Source organism: Streptomyces sp. NPDC002306, assembly GCF_053593435.1.
This window is the reverse complement of record NZ_JBSFCK010000010.1, coordinates 207,991-229,446: the sequence shown is the minus strand read 5'-3', so window position 1 is coordinate 229,446 and position 21,456 is coordinate 207,991. Positions and strand designations below refer to the sequence as shown.

At 73.0% G+C, this 21,456-nt stretch carries 14 protein-coding genes; 11 read left to right on the top strand and 3 right to left on the bottom strand.

Annotation, left to right across the window (positions count from 1 at the left end):
- The first annotated feature begins 2 nt into the window (after positions 1-2).
- The 9 genes from ACWCQK_RS21880 (at position 3) to moeZ (ending at position 10,654) form a co-directional block, all read left to right on the top strand.
- Entirely contained in the window at positions 3-1,013 is a 1,011-nt protein-coding gene (locus tag ACWCQK_RS21880; RefSeq protein WP_451157244.1) for an ABC transporter permease, read from the top strand.
- On the top strand, positions 1,010-2,008 hold the full coding sequence (locus tag ACWCQK_RS21875) for an ABC transporter permease (protein WP_451157242.1): 999 nt from the start codon (positions 1,010-1,012) through the stop codon (positions 2,006-2,008). The genes ACWCQK_RS21880 and ACWCQK_RS21875 overlap by 4 nt, the downstream gene beginning before the upstream one ends.
- A complete protein-coding gene (locus ACWCQK_RS21870; RefSeq protein ID WP_451157240.1) occupies positions 2,005-3,924 on the top strand; it encodes a dipeptide ABC transporter ATP-binding protein in 1,920 nt (639 codons plus the stop codon). The genes ACWCQK_RS21875 and ACWCQK_RS21870 overlap by 4 nt, the downstream gene beginning before the upstream one ends.
- A 201-nt stretch (positions 3,925-4,125) precedes the next feature.
- A complete protein-coding gene (locus ACWCQK_RS21865) occupies positions 4,126-5,919 on the top strand; it encodes a DUF3492 domain-containing protein (protein WP_451157238.1) in 1,794 nt (597 codons plus the stop codon).
- Positions 5,916-7,178, top strand: a complete 1,263-nt coding sequence (locus ACWCQK_RS21860; RefSeq protein WP_451157237.1) for a hypothetical protein — start codon at positions 5,916-5,918, stop codon at positions 7,176-7,178. Before ACWCQK_RS21865 ends, ACWCQK_RS21860 begins: the two co-directional genes overlap by 4 nt.
- Before the next feature lie 132 nt (positions 7,179-7,310).
- Positions 7,311-7,490, top strand: coding sequence for a hypothetical protein (locus tag ACWCQK_RS21855; RefSeq protein WP_451157235.1), 180 nt, complete (start codon positions 7,311-7,313; stop codon positions 7,488-7,490).
- Between the two features lie 219 nt (positions 7,491-7,709).
- Entirely contained in the window at positions 7,710-8,675 is a 966-nt protein-coding gene (locus ACWCQK_RS21850; protein ID WP_451157233.1) for an NAD-dependent epimerase/dehydratase family protein, read from the top strand.
- Entirely contained in the window at positions 8,663-9,412 is a 750-nt protein-coding gene (locus ACWCQK_RS21845; RefSeq protein WP_451157231.1) for a spherulation-specific family 4 protein, read from the top strand. The genes ACWCQK_RS21850 and ACWCQK_RS21845 overlap by 13 nt, the downstream gene beginning before the upstream one ends.
- Positions 9,413-9,475: 63 nt before the next feature.
- On the top strand, positions 9,476-10,654 hold the full coding sequence (gene moeZ, locus ACWCQK_RS21840; RefSeq protein ID WP_451157229.1) for an adenylyltransferase/sulfurtransferase MoeZ: 1,179 nt from the start codon (positions 9,476-9,478) through the stop codon (positions 10,652-10,654).
- A gap of 131 nt (positions 10,655-10,785) precedes the next feature.
- Here the strand turns inward: moeZ and ACWCQK_RS21835 are convergent, their stop codons facing one another.
- The 3 genes from ACWCQK_RS21835 to ACWCQK_RS21825 form a co-directional block, all read right to left on the bottom strand.
- The gene (locus ACWCQK_RS21835) at positions 10,786-12,342 is read right to left on the bottom strand and encodes an alpha/beta fold hydrolase (protein ID WP_451157227.1); all 1,557 of its coding nucleotides are present in this window, start codon (positions 12,340-12,342) and stop codon (positions 10,786-10,788) included.
- A 137-nt stretch (positions 12,343-12,479) separates the two neighbouring features.
- Complete coding sequence (locus tag ACWCQK_RS21830; RefSeq protein WP_451157225.1) at positions 12,480-14,027, bottom strand: alpha/beta hydrolase; 1,548 nt, start codon at positions 14,025-14,027, stop codon at positions 12,480-12,482.
- Between the two features lie 72 nt (positions 14,028-14,099).
- A complete protein-coding gene (locus tag ACWCQK_RS21825; protein ID WP_451157223.1) occupies positions 14,100-16,856 on the bottom strand; it encodes a lysylphosphatidylglycerol synthase domain-containing protein in 2,757 nt (918 codons plus the stop codon).
- Between the two features lie 187 nt (positions 16,857-17,043).
- Here ACWCQK_RS21825 and ACWCQK_RS21820 point away from each other — a divergent pair, with 187 nt between their 5' ends.
- Together ACWCQK_RS21820 and ACWCQK_RS21815 are read left to right on the top strand one after the other, a co-directional pair.
- Complete coding sequence (locus tag ACWCQK_RS21820; protein ID WP_451157221.1) at positions 17,044-17,430, top strand: MGMT family protein; 387 nt, start codon at positions 17,044-17,046, stop codon at positions 17,428-17,430.
- A gap of 419 nt (positions 17,431-17,849) precedes the next feature.
- Positions 17,850-21,413: an ATP-dependent helicase gene (locus tag ACWCQK_RS21815; protein WP_451157219.1), complete on the top strand. Its 3,564-nt coding sequence runs from the start codon at positions 17,850-17,852 to the stop codon at positions 21,411-21,413.
- Positions 21,414-21,456: the final 43 nt, after the last annotated feature.

The window sequence follows — 21,456 nt, the reverse complement described above, 5'->3', positions numbered from 1 at the left end:
CTGTGAGCGAGTCACTTCTCGCCTCCCAGGCCCCCGGGACGGACGCTTCCGTCCCGGGGGCCTCCGGAGGTCCTCAGTTCTGGCGGCGGCTGCGGACGCAGCGCGCCGCCCTCGTCGCGGCCGTCGTCGTCGCGCTGCTCGTCCTGGTCGCGCTCGCCGCACCGCTGCTCACCGCGATCGAGGGCCAGGACCCCACGACCTACCACCCCTCCCTCATCGACTCCGCGCGCGGCGGAGTGCCGACCGGCCCGCTCGGCGGCATCGGCGCGGACCACTGGCTCGGCATCGAGCCGCAGACCGGCCGCGACCTGTTCGCGCGCCTCGTCTACGGCGCCCGGGTCTCGCTCGGTGTCGCCCTCGCCGCGACCGTCGTCCAGGTCGCCATCGGGATCGTGCTGGGCATCGCCGCCGCGCTCGGCAACCGATGGGTCGATCAACTGTTGAGCCGGATCACCGACATCTTCGTCGCCATGCCATTGATGATCATGTCGTTGGCGCTGCTCGCGATCGTCCCGGCGAGCTTCCCCCGCCCCGTGCTGGTCACCCTGGTCATCGGGCTGATCTCCTGGGGCAACATCGCCAAGGTCGTCCGCGCCCAGACGCTGACGCTCAAGGAACTCGACTACGTCTCCGCGGCCCGGCTCAGCGGCTGGGGCACCTGGCGCATCGCCCGCCGCGAACTGCTGCCGGGACTCGCCGCTCCGGTCATCACCTACGCGGCGCTCCTCGTGCCCGGGAACATCACCGTCGAGGCCGCCCTGTCCTTCCTCGGCGTCGGCGTGAAGCCGCCCACCCCGTCCTGGGGACAGATGCTGACCTCCGCCGACGTCTGGTACCAGGCCGCCCCGCAGTACCTGCTGCTGCCCGCGGGCGCCCTGTTCGTGACCGTCCTCGCGCTCACCGTCCTCGGCGACGGCGTGCGCACGGCGCTCGACCCGCGCGCGGCCTCGCGACTGCGGGTGGGAACCGGCCGCAAGCGGGAGACCAAGGCCGACAAGGAGGCCTCCGCATGACCGGCTTCGGCGGCTTCCTCGCGCGCCGCGCGATCGGCACCCTGATCACCCTGTTCGCCATCTCGGTGATCGTCTACGTCGTCTTCTACGCCACCCCCGGCAACGTCGCCCAGATCACCTGCGGCCCGCGCTGCTCGCCCGCCCAGGTCCAGCAGGTGGCCGCGCAACTGCACCTCGACGACCCGCTGTACCTGCGCTACTGGCACTTCCTCCAGGGCCTCCTCGCCGGCCAGGACTACTCCACCGGCACCTCGGTGGAGCACTGCCCCGCGCCCTGCCTCGGCCTGTCGTACCAGAGCGACCAGCAGGTCACCCGGCTGATCCTGGCCAAGCTCCCGGTCAGCCTCTCGCTCGTCTTCGGCGCGATGGTGCTGTGGCTCGTCCTCGGCATCGGCACCGGCGTGCTCTCGGCCTGGCGGCGCGGCCGGTTCTCCGAACGGGCACTGACCGCGCTCACCCTCGCCGGCACGGCCACGCCCGTCTTCGTCATCGGCCTGATCCTGATGATCGTGGTCTGCGGCGAACTGCGCCTGCTGCCCTTCCCGCAGTACGTCGACCTCAGCGACGACCCCGAACAGTGGGCCTGGAACCTGTTGCTGCCGTGGCTCTCGCTCGCCCTCATCGAGGCAGCCGCGTTCGCCCGGCTGACCCGGGCGTCGATGCTGGAGACGCTCGCCGAGGACCACATCCGCACCTTCCGGGCCTACGGCGTCGGTGAACGGTCCGTCATCGGGCGGCACGCGCTGCGCGGGGCGTTCGCGCCGGTCATCGCCCTGAACGCGAACAACTTCGGGTCGGCGGTCGGCGGCGCGGTCCTCACCGAGACGCTCTTCGGACTGCCCGGCATCGGACAGGAACTGGTGCACGCGGTCGACGTCGTCGACCTCCCGGTCGTCGTCGGCATGGTCCTGATCATCGGCTTCTTCGTGGTTCTCGCCAACGCCTTCGCGGACGTCCTGTACGCGGTGGCCGACCGACGGGTGGTGCTCGCATGAGCCTGGTGGAGGTCACCGGCCTCACGGTCGGCTTCGGGACGCTGCGGGCCGTCGACGGCCTCTCCTTCCGGCTGGAGAAGGGCGCCGCCCTCGGACTGGTCGGCGAGTCCGGCTCCGGCAAGTCCACGGTCGCCTCGGCGCTGCTGGGACTGCACCGGGGGACCGGGGCCGCCGTCGGCGGCTCGGTCCGCGTCGCAGGCACCGACGTACAGCGGGCGTCCGACGACGAACTGCGACGGCTGCGCGGCGGGAAGGCGGCGATGGTCTTCCAGGACCCGCTGTCGTCCCTGGACCCGTACTACGCGATCGGCGACCAGATAGCCGAGGTCCACCGCGTGCACGCGCGCGCCTCGCGACGGGCCGCACGCGCGCGTGCCGTCGAGGTGCTGGAGCGGGTCGGGATTCCGGACGCGGCACGGCGGTCCCGGTCCCGCCCGCACGAGTTCAGCGGCGGCATGCGGCAGCGGGCCCTCATCGCCATGGCGCTGGCCTGCGAGCCCGACCTGCTGATCGCCGACGAACCGACCACCGCGCTCGACGTCACCGTCCAGGCCCAGATCCTCGACCTCCTGCACACGCTGCGCGAGGAGACCGGCATGGGCCTGCTGCTCGTCACGCACGACGTGGGGGTGGCCGCGGAGAGCGTCGACGACGTGCTGGTCATGCGGCACGGACAGGCGGTCGAACACGGCCCGGTCGCCGACGTCCTCGGATCGCCGGCACAGGCGTACACCCGCGAACTGCTCGCCGCGGTCCCGAGGGTGAGCCCGCGGGGCGCCACGACGGGCGGGACGGGAGAGGCCGCGGGGGAGGCCGGGGGAGAGTCCGTGGGAGAGGCTGTGGGGGAGGTCTCGGCAGAGGTCTCGGCAGGGGCCTCGGCAGTGGTTTCGCGGAAGGTTCCGGCAGGGGCTTCGCGCGTGCGGTCGGGTGCGGAGTCGGTCGCCGGGTCGGCCGAGGGGGCTTCCGCCGGTCGGAGGTCGGTCGGTGGGGAGTCGGCCGGTGAGGTGGCGGCCGGCGTCGGATCGGCTGGTGGGGCGTCGGACGAGGAGTCCGACGAGGCGTCCGTCGGGTCGGCGGACGGCGCCATCGGTCGGCCGGCGGACGGGGGAGTCCGCGAACCGGGCGAGGTCGTGCTCCAGGCGAGCGGACTGAGGCGTGAGTTCGGGCGGGGGAAGCGGGTGTTCGCGGCCGTCGACGCCGTGTCGCTCACCCTCCACCGGGGCGAGACCCTCGGCATCGTGGGCGAGAGCGGCAGCGGCAAGACGACCCTGGGCCGGATGCTGGTCGGACTGCTGAAGCCGACAGCCGGTGAGATCCGGTACGCGGGCGCCGCGCACACCGGCGTGAACCCGGCCGTGCAGATGGTCTTCCAGGACCCCGCCTCCTCCCTCAACCCGCGCCGCAGCGTCGGCGAGTCGATCGCCGACCCGCTGCGGGCGCGCGGAGAACGGGACGAGAAGCGCATCCAGAAGCGCGTGGGTGAACTGCTGGAGCGCGTGGGGCTCGAAGGGGCGCACTACAACCGCTACCCGCACGAGTTCAGCGGCGGTCAGCGCCAGCGCGTGGGCATCGCGCGGGCGCTCGCGGCCGACCCGAGCGTCATCGTGTGCGACGAACCCGTCTCCGCGCTCGACGTCACCACCCAGGCCCAGGTCGTCGCCCTGCTCGGCGCGTTGCAGCGCGACCTCGGAATCGCCCTGGTCTTCGTCGCGCACGACCTCGCCGTGGTGCGCCAGGTCAGCGACCGGGTCGCGGTGATGCGCAACGGCCGGGTCGTCGAGACCGGCCCCGCCGAGCAGGTCTACGGCTCCCCGCGCGATCCGTACACCCGGCAGCTGCTGGCCGCCGTACCCGCCCTCGACCCGCAGGTCGCGGCCCGGCGCCGGGCCGCGAGACGGGAGCCGGCCCGCACCTGACACCGGCGTGACGTCGCGCGTCCGGATGATTCCCTAGCGCGACGGAACGCCACCCGCACGGGAAAGTTACGACCGTTCACCCCTTTTGGTGGCGCGATGGACAACCGTCCATCGCGCCACCGCCTTGTCCGCATACGTTCTTCCCGCTGTGAGCCGCCGGGTCGACGGCGGCTCCCCAGACGGGAGATCGGGGGTGCACTCGTGCGCATCGGACTGCTTACGGAGGGTGGCTATCCGTATGTGAGCGGTGACGCCAGGCTCTGGTGCGACCGGCTCGTGCGCGGGCTCGGGCAGCACGAGTTCGACATCTACGCGCTCAGTCGCACCGAGCGCCAGGAGGGCGAGGGCTGGATCGAGCTTCCGCCGCAGGTCGGCCGGGTGCGTACGGCGCCGCTGTGGAAAGCGGCGGACGACGGGGTGGTGTACGGGCGGCGCGCGCGCCGGCGGTTCGCCGAGTGCTACGGGGAACTCGTCTCCGCGTTATGCGCGGGCGGGCCCGGGGGAGCGGGCGGATCCGGAGGAGCGGGGGGCGCGCAGCCGCCGACGGGGGAGCCCTCCGGTGAGTCCGGGGAGATCTGCGCCTCAGAGGCGGACCGTTTCAGCAGTGCGCTGTACGGACTCGCCGAACTCGCCCGCGACCAGGGCGGCCTGGTGGGAGCGCTCCGCTCCGAGCGCGCAGTACGCGCTCTGGAGCGCGCCTGTCGTGCGCCCGGCGCGCTCCGCACGGCGCGCGAGGCGCGCGTACCCGATCTGCTCGCCGTCGCCGCGCACCTGGAACAGGCCCTGCGCCCCCTCTCGCTCGACTGGTACGGGGACGACGGGCTCGGCTCGGCCGACCTCTGCCACGCGGCGTCCGGCGGGGTGGCGGCCCTGCCCGGACTCGTCGCCCGGCACTTCTTCGGCGTGCCCCTGCTGGTCACCGAGTACGGGGTCCGGCTGCGCACCCACTATCTGGCCTCCGGCGCTGGCCCGACCGCCGGTGCCGCCCCCGCCGTACGGGCCCTGCTCGCCGCCTTCCACGGTCGCCTCGCCACCGAGGTCTACCGGCAGGCCGCGTGCGTCACCCCCGGCAACGCGCACGCCCGCCGCTGGCAGGAGCGCTGCGGCGCCGACCGCGACAAGCTCCGCACCGTCTACCCGGGCATGGAGGCCGCGCACTTCGCGGAGGTGGGGGAGGCACCCGAGTACACGGACCCCGACACGCTGGTGTGGGTCGGCCGGGTCGAACCGGCCAAGGACCTCGTGTCCCTGCTGCACGCCTTCGCCGAGGTCCGCAAGGAGGAACCGAAGACGCGCCTGCGTGTCGTCGGCTCCGCGGCCGGCGCCGAGGGCGAGGCGTATCTCGGCCACTGCAAGGCGCTGGCCGCGCAGCTCTTCCCCGACGAGGCGGACGGCCCGCACACCGTGGGCGACAACCCGGTGTCCTTCGAGGAGATCGGCGGCCCGGAGCTGCCGACGGCCGCGGAGGCGTACGCCTCGGGCACGGTGATCGTCCTGTCGAGCGTGGTCGAGGGCTTTCCCGTCAGCCTCGTCGAGGCCATGTTCTGCGGCCGGGCCACGGTGTCCACCGACGTCGGCGCGGTCGTCGAGGTCATCGGCGGCACCGGTCTCGTTGTGCCCCCGCGCAATCCACGGGCGCTCGCCGACGCGAGCGTGACACTGCTGCGCGATCCCGAGCGCCGGGCGCGCCTGGGCGCCGCGGCGCGCGCCCGGGCGCTCGAACTGTTCACCGTCGAGCAGAACATCACGGCATTTCACGGCATTTACCTGGAGATCGTCTCGCACTGCCCGGTCCATCGCGTCGTCCTCGACCGCTCGGGCGAGCCGATGCCGTTCGCCGTCCCCGCCGAGGCCCATGTGCCCGGCCGCTGGACAGGACCGCTCACCCGCGTCGCCGCCCGCGGCATCCCGGGCTGGGCGGCGGGACCACCGGTGCGGGCCACGGCGCCGACGACCGGGACGGTCGCGACGGTCGCGACGGAGGGGGCCCGATGAGCGGCCTCGGCGAACTGGACCTCCCCGGCCCGCCGGGCAGCCCCGCTCAGTGGGGCACGCAGTCGCAGGACTGGCTCGCGGGGGCGAGCGAGGCGGCGGCGGGTCAGGCGGCCGACCAGGCGGCCCGGCTCCCCGCCGACCGCACGACCGCGGCCTCCCGCCGGGGCGCGGCCGACCCCGTCAAGGCCCTGATGCACCGTCACCGTGAACTGTGCGAACGAGCCGTGGACCCCCTGGAGATCGCGGCTGGCCTGGAGGCGCACGGAGTCACCGACCGGACGGCGGTGCGCTTCCGCCACCGGGACGTCTTCTCACTCGCGGAGGAGATGTACGCGCGCGTCCCCCGCACCGGCGAGGAGCCGCCGCGCCCGGCAGCCCCCGTCACCACCACCACCCGGCCACGCGTGGACCGGGCCCTGCTCGCCCTGTTGCCCGGGGCCCTGTGCGCCGCCACCGTGGTCGGCCTGCGTCTCACCACGGGACGATCCCGCCTGTGCATCGCCGCCGTGGGCGTCCTCGCCCTCGCCCTCGGCCTGCGGGCCCTGCTCCGCCGCGGCCCGCTGAGCACCGGCCGCCGCACCGGCCCGCACCCCACCGGCACCGGCACCTGGACGTGGTGGCTCCTCGGCTACGCGGCGCTCGGCGACGGCCTGCTCCGCGGCGCCGTCGCCGGCGGTCCCGACGGCCTGCCGACCGGCCTCGCCGACGGCCCCTGGCCGCTCGCCGCGGCCCCCGTCCTGGCCCTCGCCCTGGGCTGCGCACCGGCCGTCTGGTCCGCCCACCTCCTCACCGCCCGCGCCCGCCGCAAACTGACGGCCAGCCGTGGCCTGGAGGAGTTCGCGGCCTCCGTGCAACCGCTGCTCCTCGGCACGTTCGCCCTGTTCCTGGGCGCGCTGACCGCACTGCTGGCCCTGAGCGCCGCGGCCCTGGGCGAGCCGGCCGGCTACGCCCAGGTCCTCACCCTCGGCGCGCTCCTGCTGCTCGCCCGCCTCCTCACCGTGCACGGCTTCACCCACGCCCCCGTGATCGCCCTCGGCGCCACGGCCCTGGGCGAAGCCGCCGCCGTGAGTGCCGTCTTCGCGGGCCGGCTCCCCGGCTGCGCCGTCCTGTCCGCCCCCGTCGACGCCCTGGTGGACACCTGGGGGCCCGGCAGCGTCCCCGCCCTCCTCTGCGGGGCGGCGGCCCTGGCCCTGCTGATCCACGCCACCCGCACCCTGACCCGCGCCTCGGCCCACGCCCGACCACAGGGCTCGCCGTGACCGGCCGTCCCCGCTCGGGCGCGCCCCCGCCCCCGACTTCGCCCCCGACTTCGACTCCGCCTCCGCGACGACGACCGGCGACGCGCGCTGCGGACCTCGTGACGACGACCGACGACCAGCGTCCCCGGCTCCGTGGCGACGACCGGCGGTGCGCGTCCCGACCCCGTGACGACGACCGGCGGCGCGCGCTCCGACTCCGTGGCGACGACCGGCGGTGTGCGTCCCGACCCCGTGACGACGCGTACCTCCGCCGTCGCCGCCACGACGACGTCCGTCGCGGACCCCATCACGACGTGCGTCCCCGGTCCGTGACGACGTGCGTCCGCGACCCCATGACCACCGGCGAGGCGCGCCCCTGGCGACCGGGTGCGCGCCGTACCCCCCGATCTGCCGTCCGCACTGGGAGAACCGGCCTGCGCGCCGGAGGCAACCGCATCACCCCCGCGAAGGAGAACACGAGATGACCACCTCCCGACCCGGAGCGTCCGGAGCCACCGGAACATCCGGAACGCACACCCCGGGAGCCGCGCGATGAGAGTCCTGCTGACCGGAGCCAACGGCTACCTCGGCCGCTTCGTCGCCGACCGGCTGCTCGCCGACCCGGCCGTCCAGCTCACCGCGCTCGGCCGCGGTGACGACGCCGACGTCCGCTTCGACCTCGCGTCCGGCAGCCCCGGCGCGCTCACCCGCTTCCTCGACGCGGTCCACCCCCAGGTCGTCGTCAACTGCGCCGGCGCCACCCGTGGCGGCGCCCGCGACCTCACCCGGCACAACACCGTCGCCGTCGCCACCGTCTGCGAGGCACTGCGCCGCAGCGGCTGCGGCGCCCGGCTGGTGCAGATCGGCTGCGGCGCCGAGTACGGCCCCAGCCAGCCCGGCTCCTCCACGGCCGAGGACGCCGTCCCGCGCCCCGGCGGCCCCTACGGCGTCAGCAAGCTCGCCGCCACCGAACTCGTCCTCGGCTCCGGCCTCGACGCCGTCGTCCTGCGGGTCTTCTCGCCCGCCGGACCCGGCACCCCCGCGGGCTCCCCGCTCGGCCGCCTCGCCGAGGCCATGCGCCGTGCCATGCAGTCCGGCGACGGCGAGCTCAAACTCGGCGGTCTCGGCGCCCAACGCGACTTCATCGACGTACGCGACGTGGCCCGTGCCGTCCACGCGGCCTCGCTGTCCGCCGCGCAGGGCGTCATCAACATCGGCTCGGGCCGCGCCGTGCGACTGCGGGACGCCGCCGCGATCCTCGCCCGCGTGGCCGGCTACAGCGGCAGCCTGCACGAACTCGACGGGCCGTCCGGCGGCCATCACCTGCGGGCGACCATCGGCCACCCGCGCACCGACCCGGACCACGCCGCCCCGGTCGCCTACCCGTACCCCGACGGCTGTGGCAGCTGGCAGCAGGCCGATGTGCGCACCGCGCGCGACCGGCTCGGCTGGCGGCCCCGCATCAACCTCGAAGAGTCCCTCGCCGACATCTGGATGGAGGCGGCGTGCCGCATCTGACCAGCTCGACGACCGGCACCGCGAGCACCGACGTCCGCACCGGCTTCGGCGTCCCGGGCTACGCCCACCCCCTCCTCGCGCCGACCGAGTGGGGCGAACTCACCCGTCCCGGAACACCCCTGGACTGGGTGGTCCTGAACGTCGCCGACGGCCCCGGCGTCCGCCCCGACCCGCACTGCCTGGAGGCGGCCGGCCGGGTGCGCAACGCGGGCGTGCGGGTCCTCGGCCACCTCGACACCGCCCACGGGACCCGCCCCTTCGCCGACGTGATCGCCGAAGCGCACCGCTATCGCGACTGGTACCGCGTCGACGGCTTCCTGCTGGACCGCTGCCCGAGCGAACGCACCGCGCTCCCCGGGGCGCGCCGCACGGTGGCCGCGCTGCGCGCCCTGCACGACGACATCCACATCGTCCTCGGCCACGGCACCCACCCGTATCCCGGCTACGCGGAGAACGCCGACCAACTCGTCACGTTCTCCGGCCCCTGGAGCGACTACCGCTGGTCGCAAGTGGCCGAGTGGACCGCCGACTATCCGCCCGAGCGCTTCTGCCACCTGGTGCACGGTGTCCCGCGCGGTCACCTCGACGAGGCGCTGCGCATCGCCCGCTGGCAGGGCGCCGCGACGATCTACTTCACCGACCGGACGGACCGCGGCGGCCGCGTCGACCCCTGGGAGACCCTGCCCGGCTACTGGGACGAGATCGTCTCGCGGGTCGGAACGGGTGTCTCGGAATGAAGAAGGCCGTGGCAGTGTTGCGAGGAGAACTACTGTAGTGATTGACCGACCAACGGAGTCCCCGTGTCGTTGCCACCCCTGGTCGAGCCGGCTGCCGAGCTCACCGTAGACGAGGTTCGCAGGTACTCCCGCCACCTGATCATCCCCGACGTCGGGATGGACGGGCAGAAGCGGCTGAAGAACGCCAAGGTGCTCTGTGTGGGCGCCGGCGGCCTGGGCTCGCCGGCGCTGATGTACCTGGCCGCGGCGGGCGTGGGCACGCTCGGCATCGTGGAGTTCGACGAGGTCGACGAGTCGAACCTGCAGCGGCAGATCATTCACAGCCAGGCGGACATCGGCCGCTCCAAGGCCGAGTCCGCACGCGACTCCGTCCTCGGCATCAATCCGTACGTGAACGTGGTCCTTCACGAGGAACGGCTCGAAGCCGAGAACGTGATGGACATCTTCAGCCAGTACGACCTGATCGTCGACGGCACGGACAACTTCGCCACCCGCTACCTGGTCAACGACGCCTGCGTGCTGCTGAACAAGCCGTACGTGTGGGGTTCGATCTACCGCTTCGACGGCCAGGCCTCCGTCTTCTGGTCCGAGCACGGGCCCTGCTACCGCTGCCTCTACCCGGAGCCCCCGCCGCCCGGCATGGTCCCCTCCTGCGCCGAGGGCGGCGTCCTCGGCGTGCTGTGCGCGTCCATCGGTTCCATCCAGGTCACCGAGGCGATCAAGGTCCTCACCGGCACCGGCGAACCGCTGGTCGGCCGCCTGATGATCTACGACGCCCTGGAGATGCAGTACCGCCAGGTCAAGGTCCGCAAGGACCCCGACTGCGCGGTCTGCGGCGACAACCCGACCGTCACCGAGCTCATCGACTACGAGGCCTTCTGCGGCGTCGTGTCCGAGGAGGCCCAGCAGGCGGCCGCCGGCTCGACGATCACTCCCAAGCAGCTCAAGGAGTGGATCGACGACGGCGAGAACATCGAGATCATCGACGTCCGCGAGATCAACGAGTACGAGATCGTCTCGATTCCCGGCGCCAAGCTGATCCCGAAGAACGAGTTCCTCATGGGCACCGCGCTGGAGTCCCTCCCGCAGGACAAGAAGATCGTCCTGCACTGCAAGACGGGCGTCCGCAGCGCGGAAGTCCTCGCCGTCCTAAAGTCCGCGGGCTTCGCGGACGCCGTGCACGTCGGCGGCGGCGTGATCGGCTGGGTCAACCAGATCGAACCGGACAAGCCGGTCTACTAGCCGCCGGTCCCACCGACCAGCAGGCGCAGGCCAGAGGAAGCCCACGGCCCCGACCCCGTCGGACGCCGTGGGCTTCGGCCGTCACCGCCCGACGTCGTGCCCGGGCCGACGAGCCGCCCCCGCGGCCCCCGTCACGAGCAGACCTTGCCGTCCTTCGGCACCGTCCCCCGCAGCAGGTACGCGTTGACCGTGGAGTCGACGCAGTCGCTTCCGCTGCCGTACGCCCCGTGCCCCTCGCCCTTCCAGGTGAGCACCACGCCGACGCCCTTGCCCAGTTCGTCCGCCATCCTGCGGGCACCCTCGTACGGGGTCGCGGGGTCGCCCGTGTTGCCGACCGTCAGGATCGGCGCCGCCCCGGGCGCGCTCACCTCCGGAGTGTCGTGCTGACCGGCCACCGGCCAGTCGTGGCACCAGCCGACCGTGTCCCAGCCGAGGAAGTCCCCGAACACGGGCGAGAGCCTCTCGAACTCCGGCAGGCGCTTCTTCGTCTCCTCCAGCGTGGGCCGCTGCTTGTCGTCCAGGCACGATATGACCCGCTGCGAGTGGGTCGTCGTGCCGTAGTGCCCGGAGCCGTCCCGCTCGTTGTAGCCGTCGGCGAGCGTCAGCAGCTCCGAGCCGTCACCCTGCTCCGCCTCCTTCAGGGCGCTGGTCAGGCTCGGCCAGCCGGCCTCGCTGTACAACGGCAGGACGATGCCGATGACCGCCAGCGTCTGCGTCAGCTCGCGCCCCGACGACGTGGGCAGCGGCTCGGCGTCGATCCGCTTCAACAGGTCGGCTATCTTCCGCGTGCCCTGCTTCGGGTCCTGGCCGGTGGACTTGAGGTAGTCGTTCAGCGCGCGCTGGAAGCCTCTCGTCTGGTTCTGGGCGTGTCCCACCGTGTCGGCGCTCGGGTCGACGACCGCGTCGAGGATCAGCCGCCCGACGTTCTGCGGGAACAAGTGGGCGTAGACGCCACCGAGTTCGGTGCCGTAGGAGATGCCGAAGTAGTGGAGCCTGTCGTCGCCGAGAACCTGGCGCATCAGGTCCATGTCCCGGGCGGTGTCGGTGGTCGACACGTGCGCCATCAGGTCTCCGGCGGCCTTCTGGCAGCCGCGGCCGAAGTCGGCGGCGTCCTGGAAGTACGCCTGTTCCTCGGCCGGGGTGTCGGGTGTCGCGTCGATCGCCTCGGCGGCCTGGATCTGCCGGTCACCGCGACAGCGCACGCCGCCGCTGGCGGAGACCCCGCGCGGGTCCCAGCTCACCAGGTCGTACCGCTCGCGCAGCACGGACACGGTGGACCCGTACGAGGGCATCATGGACACGCCCGAGCCGCCGGGGCCGCCGAAGTTGAACAGGAGCGAGCCGATGCGGTCCCCGCCGCGCGCCTTGGCCCGGATCATCGCCAGATCTGTCGTGCGCCCCTCGGGCTTCGCCCAGTCCAGCGGCGCCTCGAGCGTCGCGCACTGCCAGTCGCCGCCCGGTGCGGGGGAGTCGGCGGTCGCCTCGCACCGCCCCCAGTCGAGCTTCTGGTTCGTCAGCTTCGCGGGCAGCGCGGGCGCCGTGGCGGCGGCCCGGGGCGAGGACGCCGAAGGCTTCGCGCTGCCCGTCCCCTCGCCGTTCTTTCCGTTGTCGGACGACGAGCCGCCGCCACAGCCCGCCACCAGCAGTGCGGCCGCGCCCAGCGCCGTCCATCGTGCCCATCGCGCCATCCGAGTGTTCCCCCCTCGCAGGCCGTCCGCGTCGAGCAGCGGTTCGGCGGTCAGGCCATACTAGGCGGCGCGAGCCGAGCCCGCCGAGACCTGTGGATAACCGCCTGACCTGCTGCTTTGGCCGACCTGAGGGGGATTCAGGAGCACACGGTCCCGTCCTTCGGCACCTTCCCGTCCAGCAGGTAGCCGTTCACCGCGCTCTGCACGCACTTGTTCTTGCTGTCGTACGCGCCGTGCCCCTGCCCCTTGTACGTCAGCTCCACCCCGACACCCTTGCCCAGCGCGTCCACCATCTTCCGCGCGCCCTCGTACGGCGTGGCCGGGTCGCCGGTGTTGCCCACCACGAGGATCGGCGCCGCGCCGGGCGCGTGGACGTCGGGATGGTCGGCGGCGCCGGCCACCGCCCAGTCGGTGCAGCTCAGCATGCCCCAGGCCAGGAAATCGCCGAACAGCGGTGAGGCGGCCCGGAACTCGGGCACCTTCTCCAGCACGTGGTCCTCGGTGTAGCGGGGCTTGTCGTCGGCGCAGTTGATGGAGACGTTGGCCGCGACGATGTTGCTGTACTCGCCGTTCGCGCTGCGCCCGTTCAGCGAGTCGGACAGCAGCATCAGGATCCTGCCGTCACCGTCGTACGCCTCCTCCAGACCCTCGGTGAGGTACTGCCAGAAGTCCTTCGAGTACAGGGCCTGCGCGATGCCGTTGGTCGCGGCCGTCTGGGTCAGTTCGCGCGGAAGGATGCCGGGGATCGGCTTCTTGGAGAGGTCCCCGAGCAGGGTCGCGATGCGGTCCTTGACGTCCTCGGGTGTGTCGCCGACCGGGCAGTCCTCGACCTTGGAGGTGCAGTCCTCGGCGAAGTTGTCGAGGGCGAGCTGGAAACCCTTGGCCTGACCGAGCGCACCCTCCTCCGACGTCTGCGTCGGATCGACGACCCCGTCGAAGACGGCCCGTCCCACGTTCTTCGGGAACAAGTGGGCGTAGACACCGCCCAGTTCGGTGCCGTAGGAGATGCCGAAGTAGTGGAGCCTGGCGTCACCGAGGACGTGGCGCAGCAGGTCCATGTCGCGGGCCGCGTCGGTGGTGCGCACATGCGGCAGCATCTTCTTGGAGTTCTTCTCGCAGGCGGCGTTGAACTGCTTGGTGTTGCGCACGAACGCGGCCTGTTCGGTGGCGTCGCCGGGGATGGCGTCCTGCTGGAAGTAGTGGTCGAGCTGCTGGTCGTCCAGGCACTGCACGGGGGCGCTGCGGCCCACTCCGCGCGGGTCGAAGCTCACCAGGTCGTAGCGCGTGCGCAGGGCCCCGTAGTCCGTGGCGAAGGCGGGCAGTGTGCTGACGCCCGAGCCGCCGGGACCACCGAAGTTGAACACCAGCGACCCGATGCGCTTGTTCTTCGGACCGCTCGCCTTGGCCCGGATGAGCTCGATGCCGATGGTGGCGCCCTTGGGGTGGGCCCAGTCGAGGGGCGTTCTCATCGTGGCGCACTGCCACTCGGCGCCACCCGGAAGAGGTGACGGGGCCTCACCGCCGCCCTCCGCGGGGGACGGGGCCGGACAGTCCTTCCAGCCGAGCTTCTGGGCCGAGAGGTCCTCGTCCTTCGTGGAGTCGTCGCCGCAGCCCGCCAGCACTGAGGACAGCAGTACGGCGGTGGCGGTCAGGGCGGCGGCGCGCAGCCGGGAGGGGATGGGCATGATCCCATCGTGGGGTGGCGCGCGTCCGCGCGCGCGGGACACGGGCCGTACGAGGTACGGCTGTCCTACTTGTCAGAGCGCTCCCTTGCGCGACAGATGGTTGAAGGCCAGCCACCCCGGCAGCACCGGCAGCCACAGGGTGAGCAGCCGGAACAGCAGCACGGCGGGCGCGGCGACCTCCTTGGGCAGGCCCACGGCGATCAGACCGACCGTCAGCGTCGCCTCGACCGCGCCCACGCCGCCGGGCGTCGGCGCCGCGGACCCGAGCGCGTTGCCGGCCAGGAAGACGACGGCGACGCTGGCGATGCTGAGCGAGGTCGACTGGTCGCCGAAGGCGCGGATCGACGCGTCCAGGCACATCACGAAGCAGGCGGTCAGCAGCAGCATGCCGCCGATGCCGGTGATCAGCTTCTGCGGCCGTTGCAGCACGTCGAGCATGCGCGGCACGACACCCGCGAACAGCGACCTCACGCGCGTGACGACGAACTTGCGCAGGAACGGCACGGAGGTCACCACGAGCACGAGCACCGCCACCGTCAGCAGACCCGCGATGACCGTCCGGGACGGCGACAGCGACGGCGTCTTCTCGGTGCCGGTCAGATAGCCGAAGGACAGCAGCATCAGGATGTGGCAGCCCAGCCCGAACAACTGCGACGCGCCCACACTGGCCACCGCGAGCCCGGGACGCACGCCCGCGCGCTGGAGGAAGCGTGTGTTGAGGGCGACACCGCCCACCGCGGCCGGCGCCACGATCTTCACGAACGACCCGGCGACCTGCGCCCCCACGGTGCGTACGAACGGCACCCGTTCCGGCACGAAGCCGAGCAGGCTCATCGCCGCGGCGACGTAGCTGAGCGCCGAGAACAGCACCGCCGCGACGACCCAGCCCCACTGGGCGTTGGAGAACACGGTCGCGAACTCGATGTGGGTGAGCTGCGTCAGCAGGAAGTACGCGCCGATGGCACCGGCGATGAAGCTGATCAGGGTGCGCGGCCGGACCCGTTCCAGGCGGGCCGGCTCGACCGGCGCCTGCGGTCTGATCCGCAGCACCTGGTGCCGGATCTGGGTGAGCAGATCCTCTTCGCGCGCCTCCTCCACGGCCTCGTCGATGGCCCGCTTCTCGGCCCGCTGCTCCGCGCGTACGGCCTTCTTGCCCGGCTTGTCGGGTGCGGCGGCGGGCACGGCCTCGTCCTCGGCCGCCTCCAGGCGCGCCTGCTTGGCCTGCCGGGACGCCTCCAGGACCGCCTCGCGTTCGCGCTGCGCGCGCTCTCGGGCGAGCTTGCGCAGCGTCGCGCGCGTGGAGCGGGTCAGGGCGATGGGCTGGAGCATCGGCAGGCAGTCGGCGACGGCGTCGGGGCCGAGGACGCCCACCGCGGAGGCCACCGCGCGCTCCGCTCCCGCCCGCAGCCCCAGCGTCGTCACGAGCTGTGCGACATCCATGCGCAGCAGCAGGTCACCGGCCGCGATCTCGCCGCCGCGCAGATCGGTGAGGATCACCTTGCCGGAACGATCCACCAGAATCGCGTCGCCGGACAGCCGGCGGTGCGCGATGCGCCGGGACTGCAGCGCGTGCACCTGGCGCCAGGTGTTGTGCAGCAGTTCGTCGGTGATGTCCTCGTCGGCCAGCGAGTCGAGGGTGCGGCCGCCGGTGTGCTCGTAGACGAGCATCACGGCGTCGGGTCCGAGCTCGGAGGTCGCGATGAGCTTGGGGGCGTGGGCACCGGCCGCGATGGCCGCGTACGCGAGCAGCGCCTCCTGCTCCAGGGCCTGGCGCAGCGACTGGAGGCTGCTGCGGGTGGCGAAGCCGCGCAGCGTCAGGTTGCGCCAGGCACGGTAGAAGAAGCCCTGCGCCTGCTGCTCCCGGTCGACCACGGTGACGTCCAGTGGCGGACCGTCCTCCAGGGTGACGAAATAACGCCGTCCGCGGTCGCCGTTCTCCGATGTCTCGGAGGCGTCCTCACGGGCCGCACTCACGGGGTGGAAGCCGACGGTCCGCAGACCCGCCATCAGCGTCCGCCCGGTGGGTCTGACGTTCGGTGAGCCGACCGCGTACAGCGTGCCGTAGGCCACGGTCCAGCCGATCAGCACCGTCAGGATGATCGAGAAGGGGGTGGTGTAACCGGTGACCAGCATGGAGAACGCGTCGAGGAGCAGCACGATCCACAGCACGGAGCGCCAGCGGGGTCTGCGGGACATGCCGACGGCCGTCATGTAGGCGATGACGGGAGCGAGGTAGCCGTGCACCGGGTCGGTCAGAGCGTGGATGTCACCGGGGGACGGCTGGGTCAGCGCCTCCTGGATCGAGCCCGGGGCGGCTTTGGCGACCCACAGGTCGGTGGCGAGGGTCACTCCGTGGGCGAGGACCGCCGCGAGCACGCCGTCGGCGATGCGCAGCCCGTCCCGTTTGATCAGCCGTTCGATCGCGAAGGCGACCGGCACGAGCAGGATCGCGATGCTCGACGCCAGCCCCGCGATCTTGATCAGGAGATCGGGCGCCTGACCGGTGCCCTTGTTGATGTCCTGTTCGAGTCCGGAGGTCGTTCCGTGCGCGAACGCGGCGATCGCGAGCAGCACGGCCACGGCGAGCACGCCCACCAGCAGCCGCATCAGGTCCGACGGCCGGTGCACGCGCGCGGGGAGGAGTGGTTCGTCACCCTCGACCTCGTCGGCGTACACCTCCTCGGCGCAGTCCGAGGGCGGAGGGGGCGGCTTCCCGGCCGTCTTTCCGCCGTGGTCGGAGCCCTTGCCGGGCGCGTCGTCGGTGTCCGGGCGCGACGCAGCGTCAGAGGTACCCTCCGCGTCCTCGGGGTGTACACCCTGCTGCTTCATCGTCTCTTCTTGGTCTCGTATCACCGGTTCACCGCCCGCATGATGGTGGCATGCCCCACCGACACACGGGGGCATCAGGGTGCAAATGCGGGGGCGCACAGTCTGCCCCAAGCCTCGCCCCAGGGCGAGGGTCACGCACGGTCGCGGGGCCGTCGCGCTGTCGGTGGGGTGGGGCAGGATGGGGCGAATGAGCGAGCAGAGCCTTCCGGACGACGCCCACCCGGAGCACGGGGACGCGCTGCCGGAGTACGCCGAGCGGGTCCTGGACGTCGCCGAGCTGATCCCGCCGGGGCGCGTCATGACGTACGGGGACGTCGCCGAATGGCTGGACGAGGGCGGTCCGCGCCAGGTCGGCCGCGTGATGGCCCTCTACGGAGGAGCCGCCCCGTGGTGGCGTGTGGTGCGCGCCGACGGCGTCCTGCTGCCCGGTCACGAACTGCGGGCGATGGACCACTACCGCGCGGAGGGCACACCGCTGAAGGAGGCGAGCAGGGCCGCCGAGGGCCATGTGCCGCGCCTCGACATGAAGCGGGCGCGCTGGGACGGCGGCGAACGCACGGAGGGTCACACCTGACAGCTTCCGCCACCGTGCGGGCCGAGGGGAAACCTGTGGCCCGTACGGGGGAAACGGGGCACTGCCGTGGCATGCCGTACGTTCGTGGGTCGAGGGACGTGGACACGCGAGGCGGACGGGTCGCACGGGCCGGGCGGGTTGTACGCGCCGGGCGGGCACGAGCGGTGCGGGCCGTGCGGGTCGTACAGATCGTGCGGGTCGTGCCGGTCGTGTGGACCGTGCGGGAAGGAGGGGAAGCCCTGCTTCCGCGCCGTCGGTCGGCGTAGCGTCGGCTGCACTCGTCCCCCGCACCCCGCGGTCACCTTCCTTCCGTCTGCGGGCCGCCCGTGACCCGACGACCACCTCTACGACCACGACGACCGGCGCCCCGCGTCGGCAGCGACAGCCCCCCGTTACACCCACCAGGACCGGCGAACCACGTGAGCTCCGCTTTCTCCACCAGACGCCTCCCGCACCCCCAGGTGCGGGAGGGGAACAGTGGTGCTTACCGACTGGTGCGTACCCCGCCGGCCCGACCGGTCCCTCCTCGTCTGGACGCCGCACAGCGCGCCGTGGTTGACCACACGACCGGGCCGCTGCTCGTCCTCGCGGGTCCGGGCACCGGCAAGACCACCACCCTCGTCGAGTCCGTGGCGGCCCGTATCGACCAGGGCTGCGACCCGGCACGGATCCTGGTGCTCACGTTCAGCCGCAAGGCCGCCGTCGAACTGCGCGACCGCATGGCGCTGCGCACCGGCGCGGCCCACGCGCCGCAGGCGACCACCTTCCACTCGTTCTGCTACGCCCTGATCCGCGCCCACCAGGAAAGCGAACTCTTCGCGGAGCCGCTGCGCCTGCTGTCCGGCCCGGAGCAGGACGTCGCCGTCCGTGAACTGCTGGCCGGCCAGCTCGACCTGGAGCGTCTCGGCCTCGCCCATGTGCGCTGGCCGGACGAACTGCGCGCCTGCCTGACCACCCGGGGCTTCGCCGACGAGGTCCGCGCGGTCCTCGCCCGCAGCCGCGAGCTGGGGCTGGGCCCGGAGGCTCTCGCGGCCTTCGCCCGCCGCATCGGCCGACCCGACTGGCGGGCCGCGGCCGTGTTCCTCGCCGAGTACCTCGACGTCCTCGACCTCCAGGGCGTGCTCGACTACGCGGAACTGGTCCACCGCGCGGTGCTTCTCGCCCACCGTCCCGAGACCGCCCGCCGACTCGCCGCCCAGTACGACGCCGTCTTCGTCGACGAGTACCAGGACACCGATCCCGCCCAGGTGCGCCTGCTGCACGCCCTCGCCGGCGGTGGCCGCACCCTTGTCGCCTTCGGCGACCCCGATCAGTCGATCTACGCCTTCCGGGGCGCGGACCTGAACGGCATCCTCGACTTCCCCCAGGCCTTTCCCCGCTCCGACGGCCGCCCGGCCCCCGTCGAGGTCCTGCGCACCTCGCGCCGCTCGGGGAGCACCCTGCTGGCCGCTAGCAGGCTGCTGACCCGGCGTATGCCGCTGACCCGCCTCCCGGCGGAAAAGGTCCGGGCCCACCGCGAGCTCACCGCGGTCCACGACGGCGGGGCCGTCGAGGTGTTCACGTACCCGACGGCCGGAACCGAGCTGGACAACATCGCCGACATCCTCCGCAGGGCCCATCTGGAGGACGGTGTCCCGTGGGGCGAGATGGCGGTCCTGGTGCGTGCCGGGGCACGCGTCATCCCGTCCGTCCGCCGAGCCCTCACGGCCGCCGGCGTCCCGCTCGACATAGACGGCGACGACCTTCCGCTGCGACACGAACCTTCGGTGGCACCCCTGCTGACGGCGCTGCGCGCGGTGGCGACGGCGGAGGCCGGCGGACGCGGCGGAGACGGACGTACGGACACTCTTGAGGACCCGACGGCAGAGCCGGCGTCGGGGTCCGAGCCGGAACCGGAGTCCGAGCCGCAGTCGCAGTCGGACGCGGAACCGGCGTCCGAGCCGCAGCCTGGCTCGGAGCCGGAGCCGGAGCCGGAGCCGGAGCCGGAGCCGGAGCCGGAGCCGGAGCCGGAGCCGGAGCGGAACCCGAACCCGGATCCGGATCCGCAGCCTGAGTCCGATCCAGAGCCCCACACCGGACCTCAGCCCGTCGCCGACGCCTGCTGGCTCGGCACCGAAGTCGCGCTGACCCTGCTCACCTCCCCCCTCGCCGGCATGGACGCCGCCGACCTGCGCCGCCTCGGCCGCGCCCTGCGGGAGGAGGAGCGGGCGGCGGGCAACCCCGTGCCGCCTCCCTCCGACGAACTGCTCGCGCGTGCGCTCGCCGAGCCCGAGCGTCTGGTGGCGCACGACCCGGCGTACGCCCGCGGCGCCCAGCGCCTCGGCGCGCTGCTCAGGAAGGCGCGCGAGCGCCTCGCGGGCGGCGGCAGCGCCGAGGAGGCGCTGTGGGATCTGTGGGCGGGCACGCCGTGGCCCGGCCGCCTGGAGCGCTCCGCGCGGCGCGGCGGCGCGGCGGGCCGTAACGCCGATCGTGACCTCGACGCCGTGTGCGCGCTGTTCGCGACCGCCACGCGTGCGGAGCAGCGCACCGGAGGCCGGGGCGCGCTGAACTTCCTGGAGGAGATCGAGGCCGAGGACATCGCCGCCGACACGCTCACCCGCCGTGTCGTGCGCCCCGACGCCGTCCGCCTGATGACCGCGCATCGCTCCAAGGGCCTGCAATGGCGCCTGGTCGTCGTGGCCGGTGTCCAGGAGGGCCTGTGGCCCGATCTGCGCCGCCGCGGCTCCCTGCTGGAGGCCGACCGCATCGGCCGCGACGGACTCGCCGAACCGCTCATCCCGGGCGCCCTGCTCGCCGAGGAGCGACGCCTGTTCTACGTGGCCGCCACACGCGCGCGTGAACGCCTCGTCGTCACCGCCGTGAAGGCCCCCGCCGAGGACGGCGACCAGCCCTCCCGCTTCCTCACCGAACTCGGCGTGGAGCCCAGGGACGTCACCGGCCGCCCCCGCCGTCCGCTGTCGGTCGCCGCGCTCGTCGCCGAACTGCGCGCCACGACGGTCGACCCGCGCGTCTCGCAGGGTCTCAGGGAGGCCGCCGCCCGCAGGCTGGCCCGGCTCGCCGCGCTCGCCGACGAGGACGGCCGTCCGCTGGTGCCGTCCGCGCACCCCTACCGCTGGTGGGGCATGTTCGAGCCGACCGAGAGCAAGGTGCCGCTGCGCGACCGCGACCAGCCCGTCGTGCTGTCCGGCAGCGCCCTCGACCAGCTCGCCAACACCTGTTCCCTCCAGTGGTTCCTGGGCCGGGAGGTGAAGGCCGACACGCCCGCGACGGCCGCGCAGGGCTTCGGCAACGTCGTGCACGTCCTCGCCGACGAGGTCGCCTCCGGCCACACCCCGGCCGACCTCGCCGTCCTCATGGAGCGCCTCGACTCCGTGTGGAACGCGCTCGCCTTCGACGCGCCCTGGAAGTCGGCGCAGGAGAAGGAGAACGCGCGCGTGGCACTCGAACGCTTCCTGAAGTGGCACGTCATGGACCGCGCCGGGCGTACGTCCGTGGCGAGTGAGCGGGACTTCGACGTCACCCTCGGAGCGGGCGACTACGAAGTGCGCATCCGCGGCCAGATGGACCGCGTGGAGACCGACTCCGAGGGCCGCGCCTACGTCGTCGACTTCAAGACCGGCAAACAGGCACCCACCTCGGCCGAGGTGGCCCGCCATCCCCAGCTCGCCGTCTACCAGCTCGCCGTCCGCGAGGGCGCCGTCGACGACGCCTTCGACGGAGCGCGGCCCGAGGCGGCCGGCGCCGAACTCGTCCAGCTGCGGCAGGGCGCCGCGATGCGCGACGGCGGCGAGACCCTTCCCAAGGTGCAGGCGCAGCAGCCCCTGGACGGACCGGAGGGCGAATGGGTCGGCGACCTGCTGGCGACCGCCGCGGGCAAGGTCCTCGACGAACGGTTCACCCCGACCACGGGCCAGCACTGCACCCACTGCTCCTTCCGGGCCTCGTGCAGCGCGCGCCCCGAGGGGCGTCACGTGGTCGAGTGACCCGAGCGCCCGTCCGCGGCCGCTGTGACCCACCACACCACCG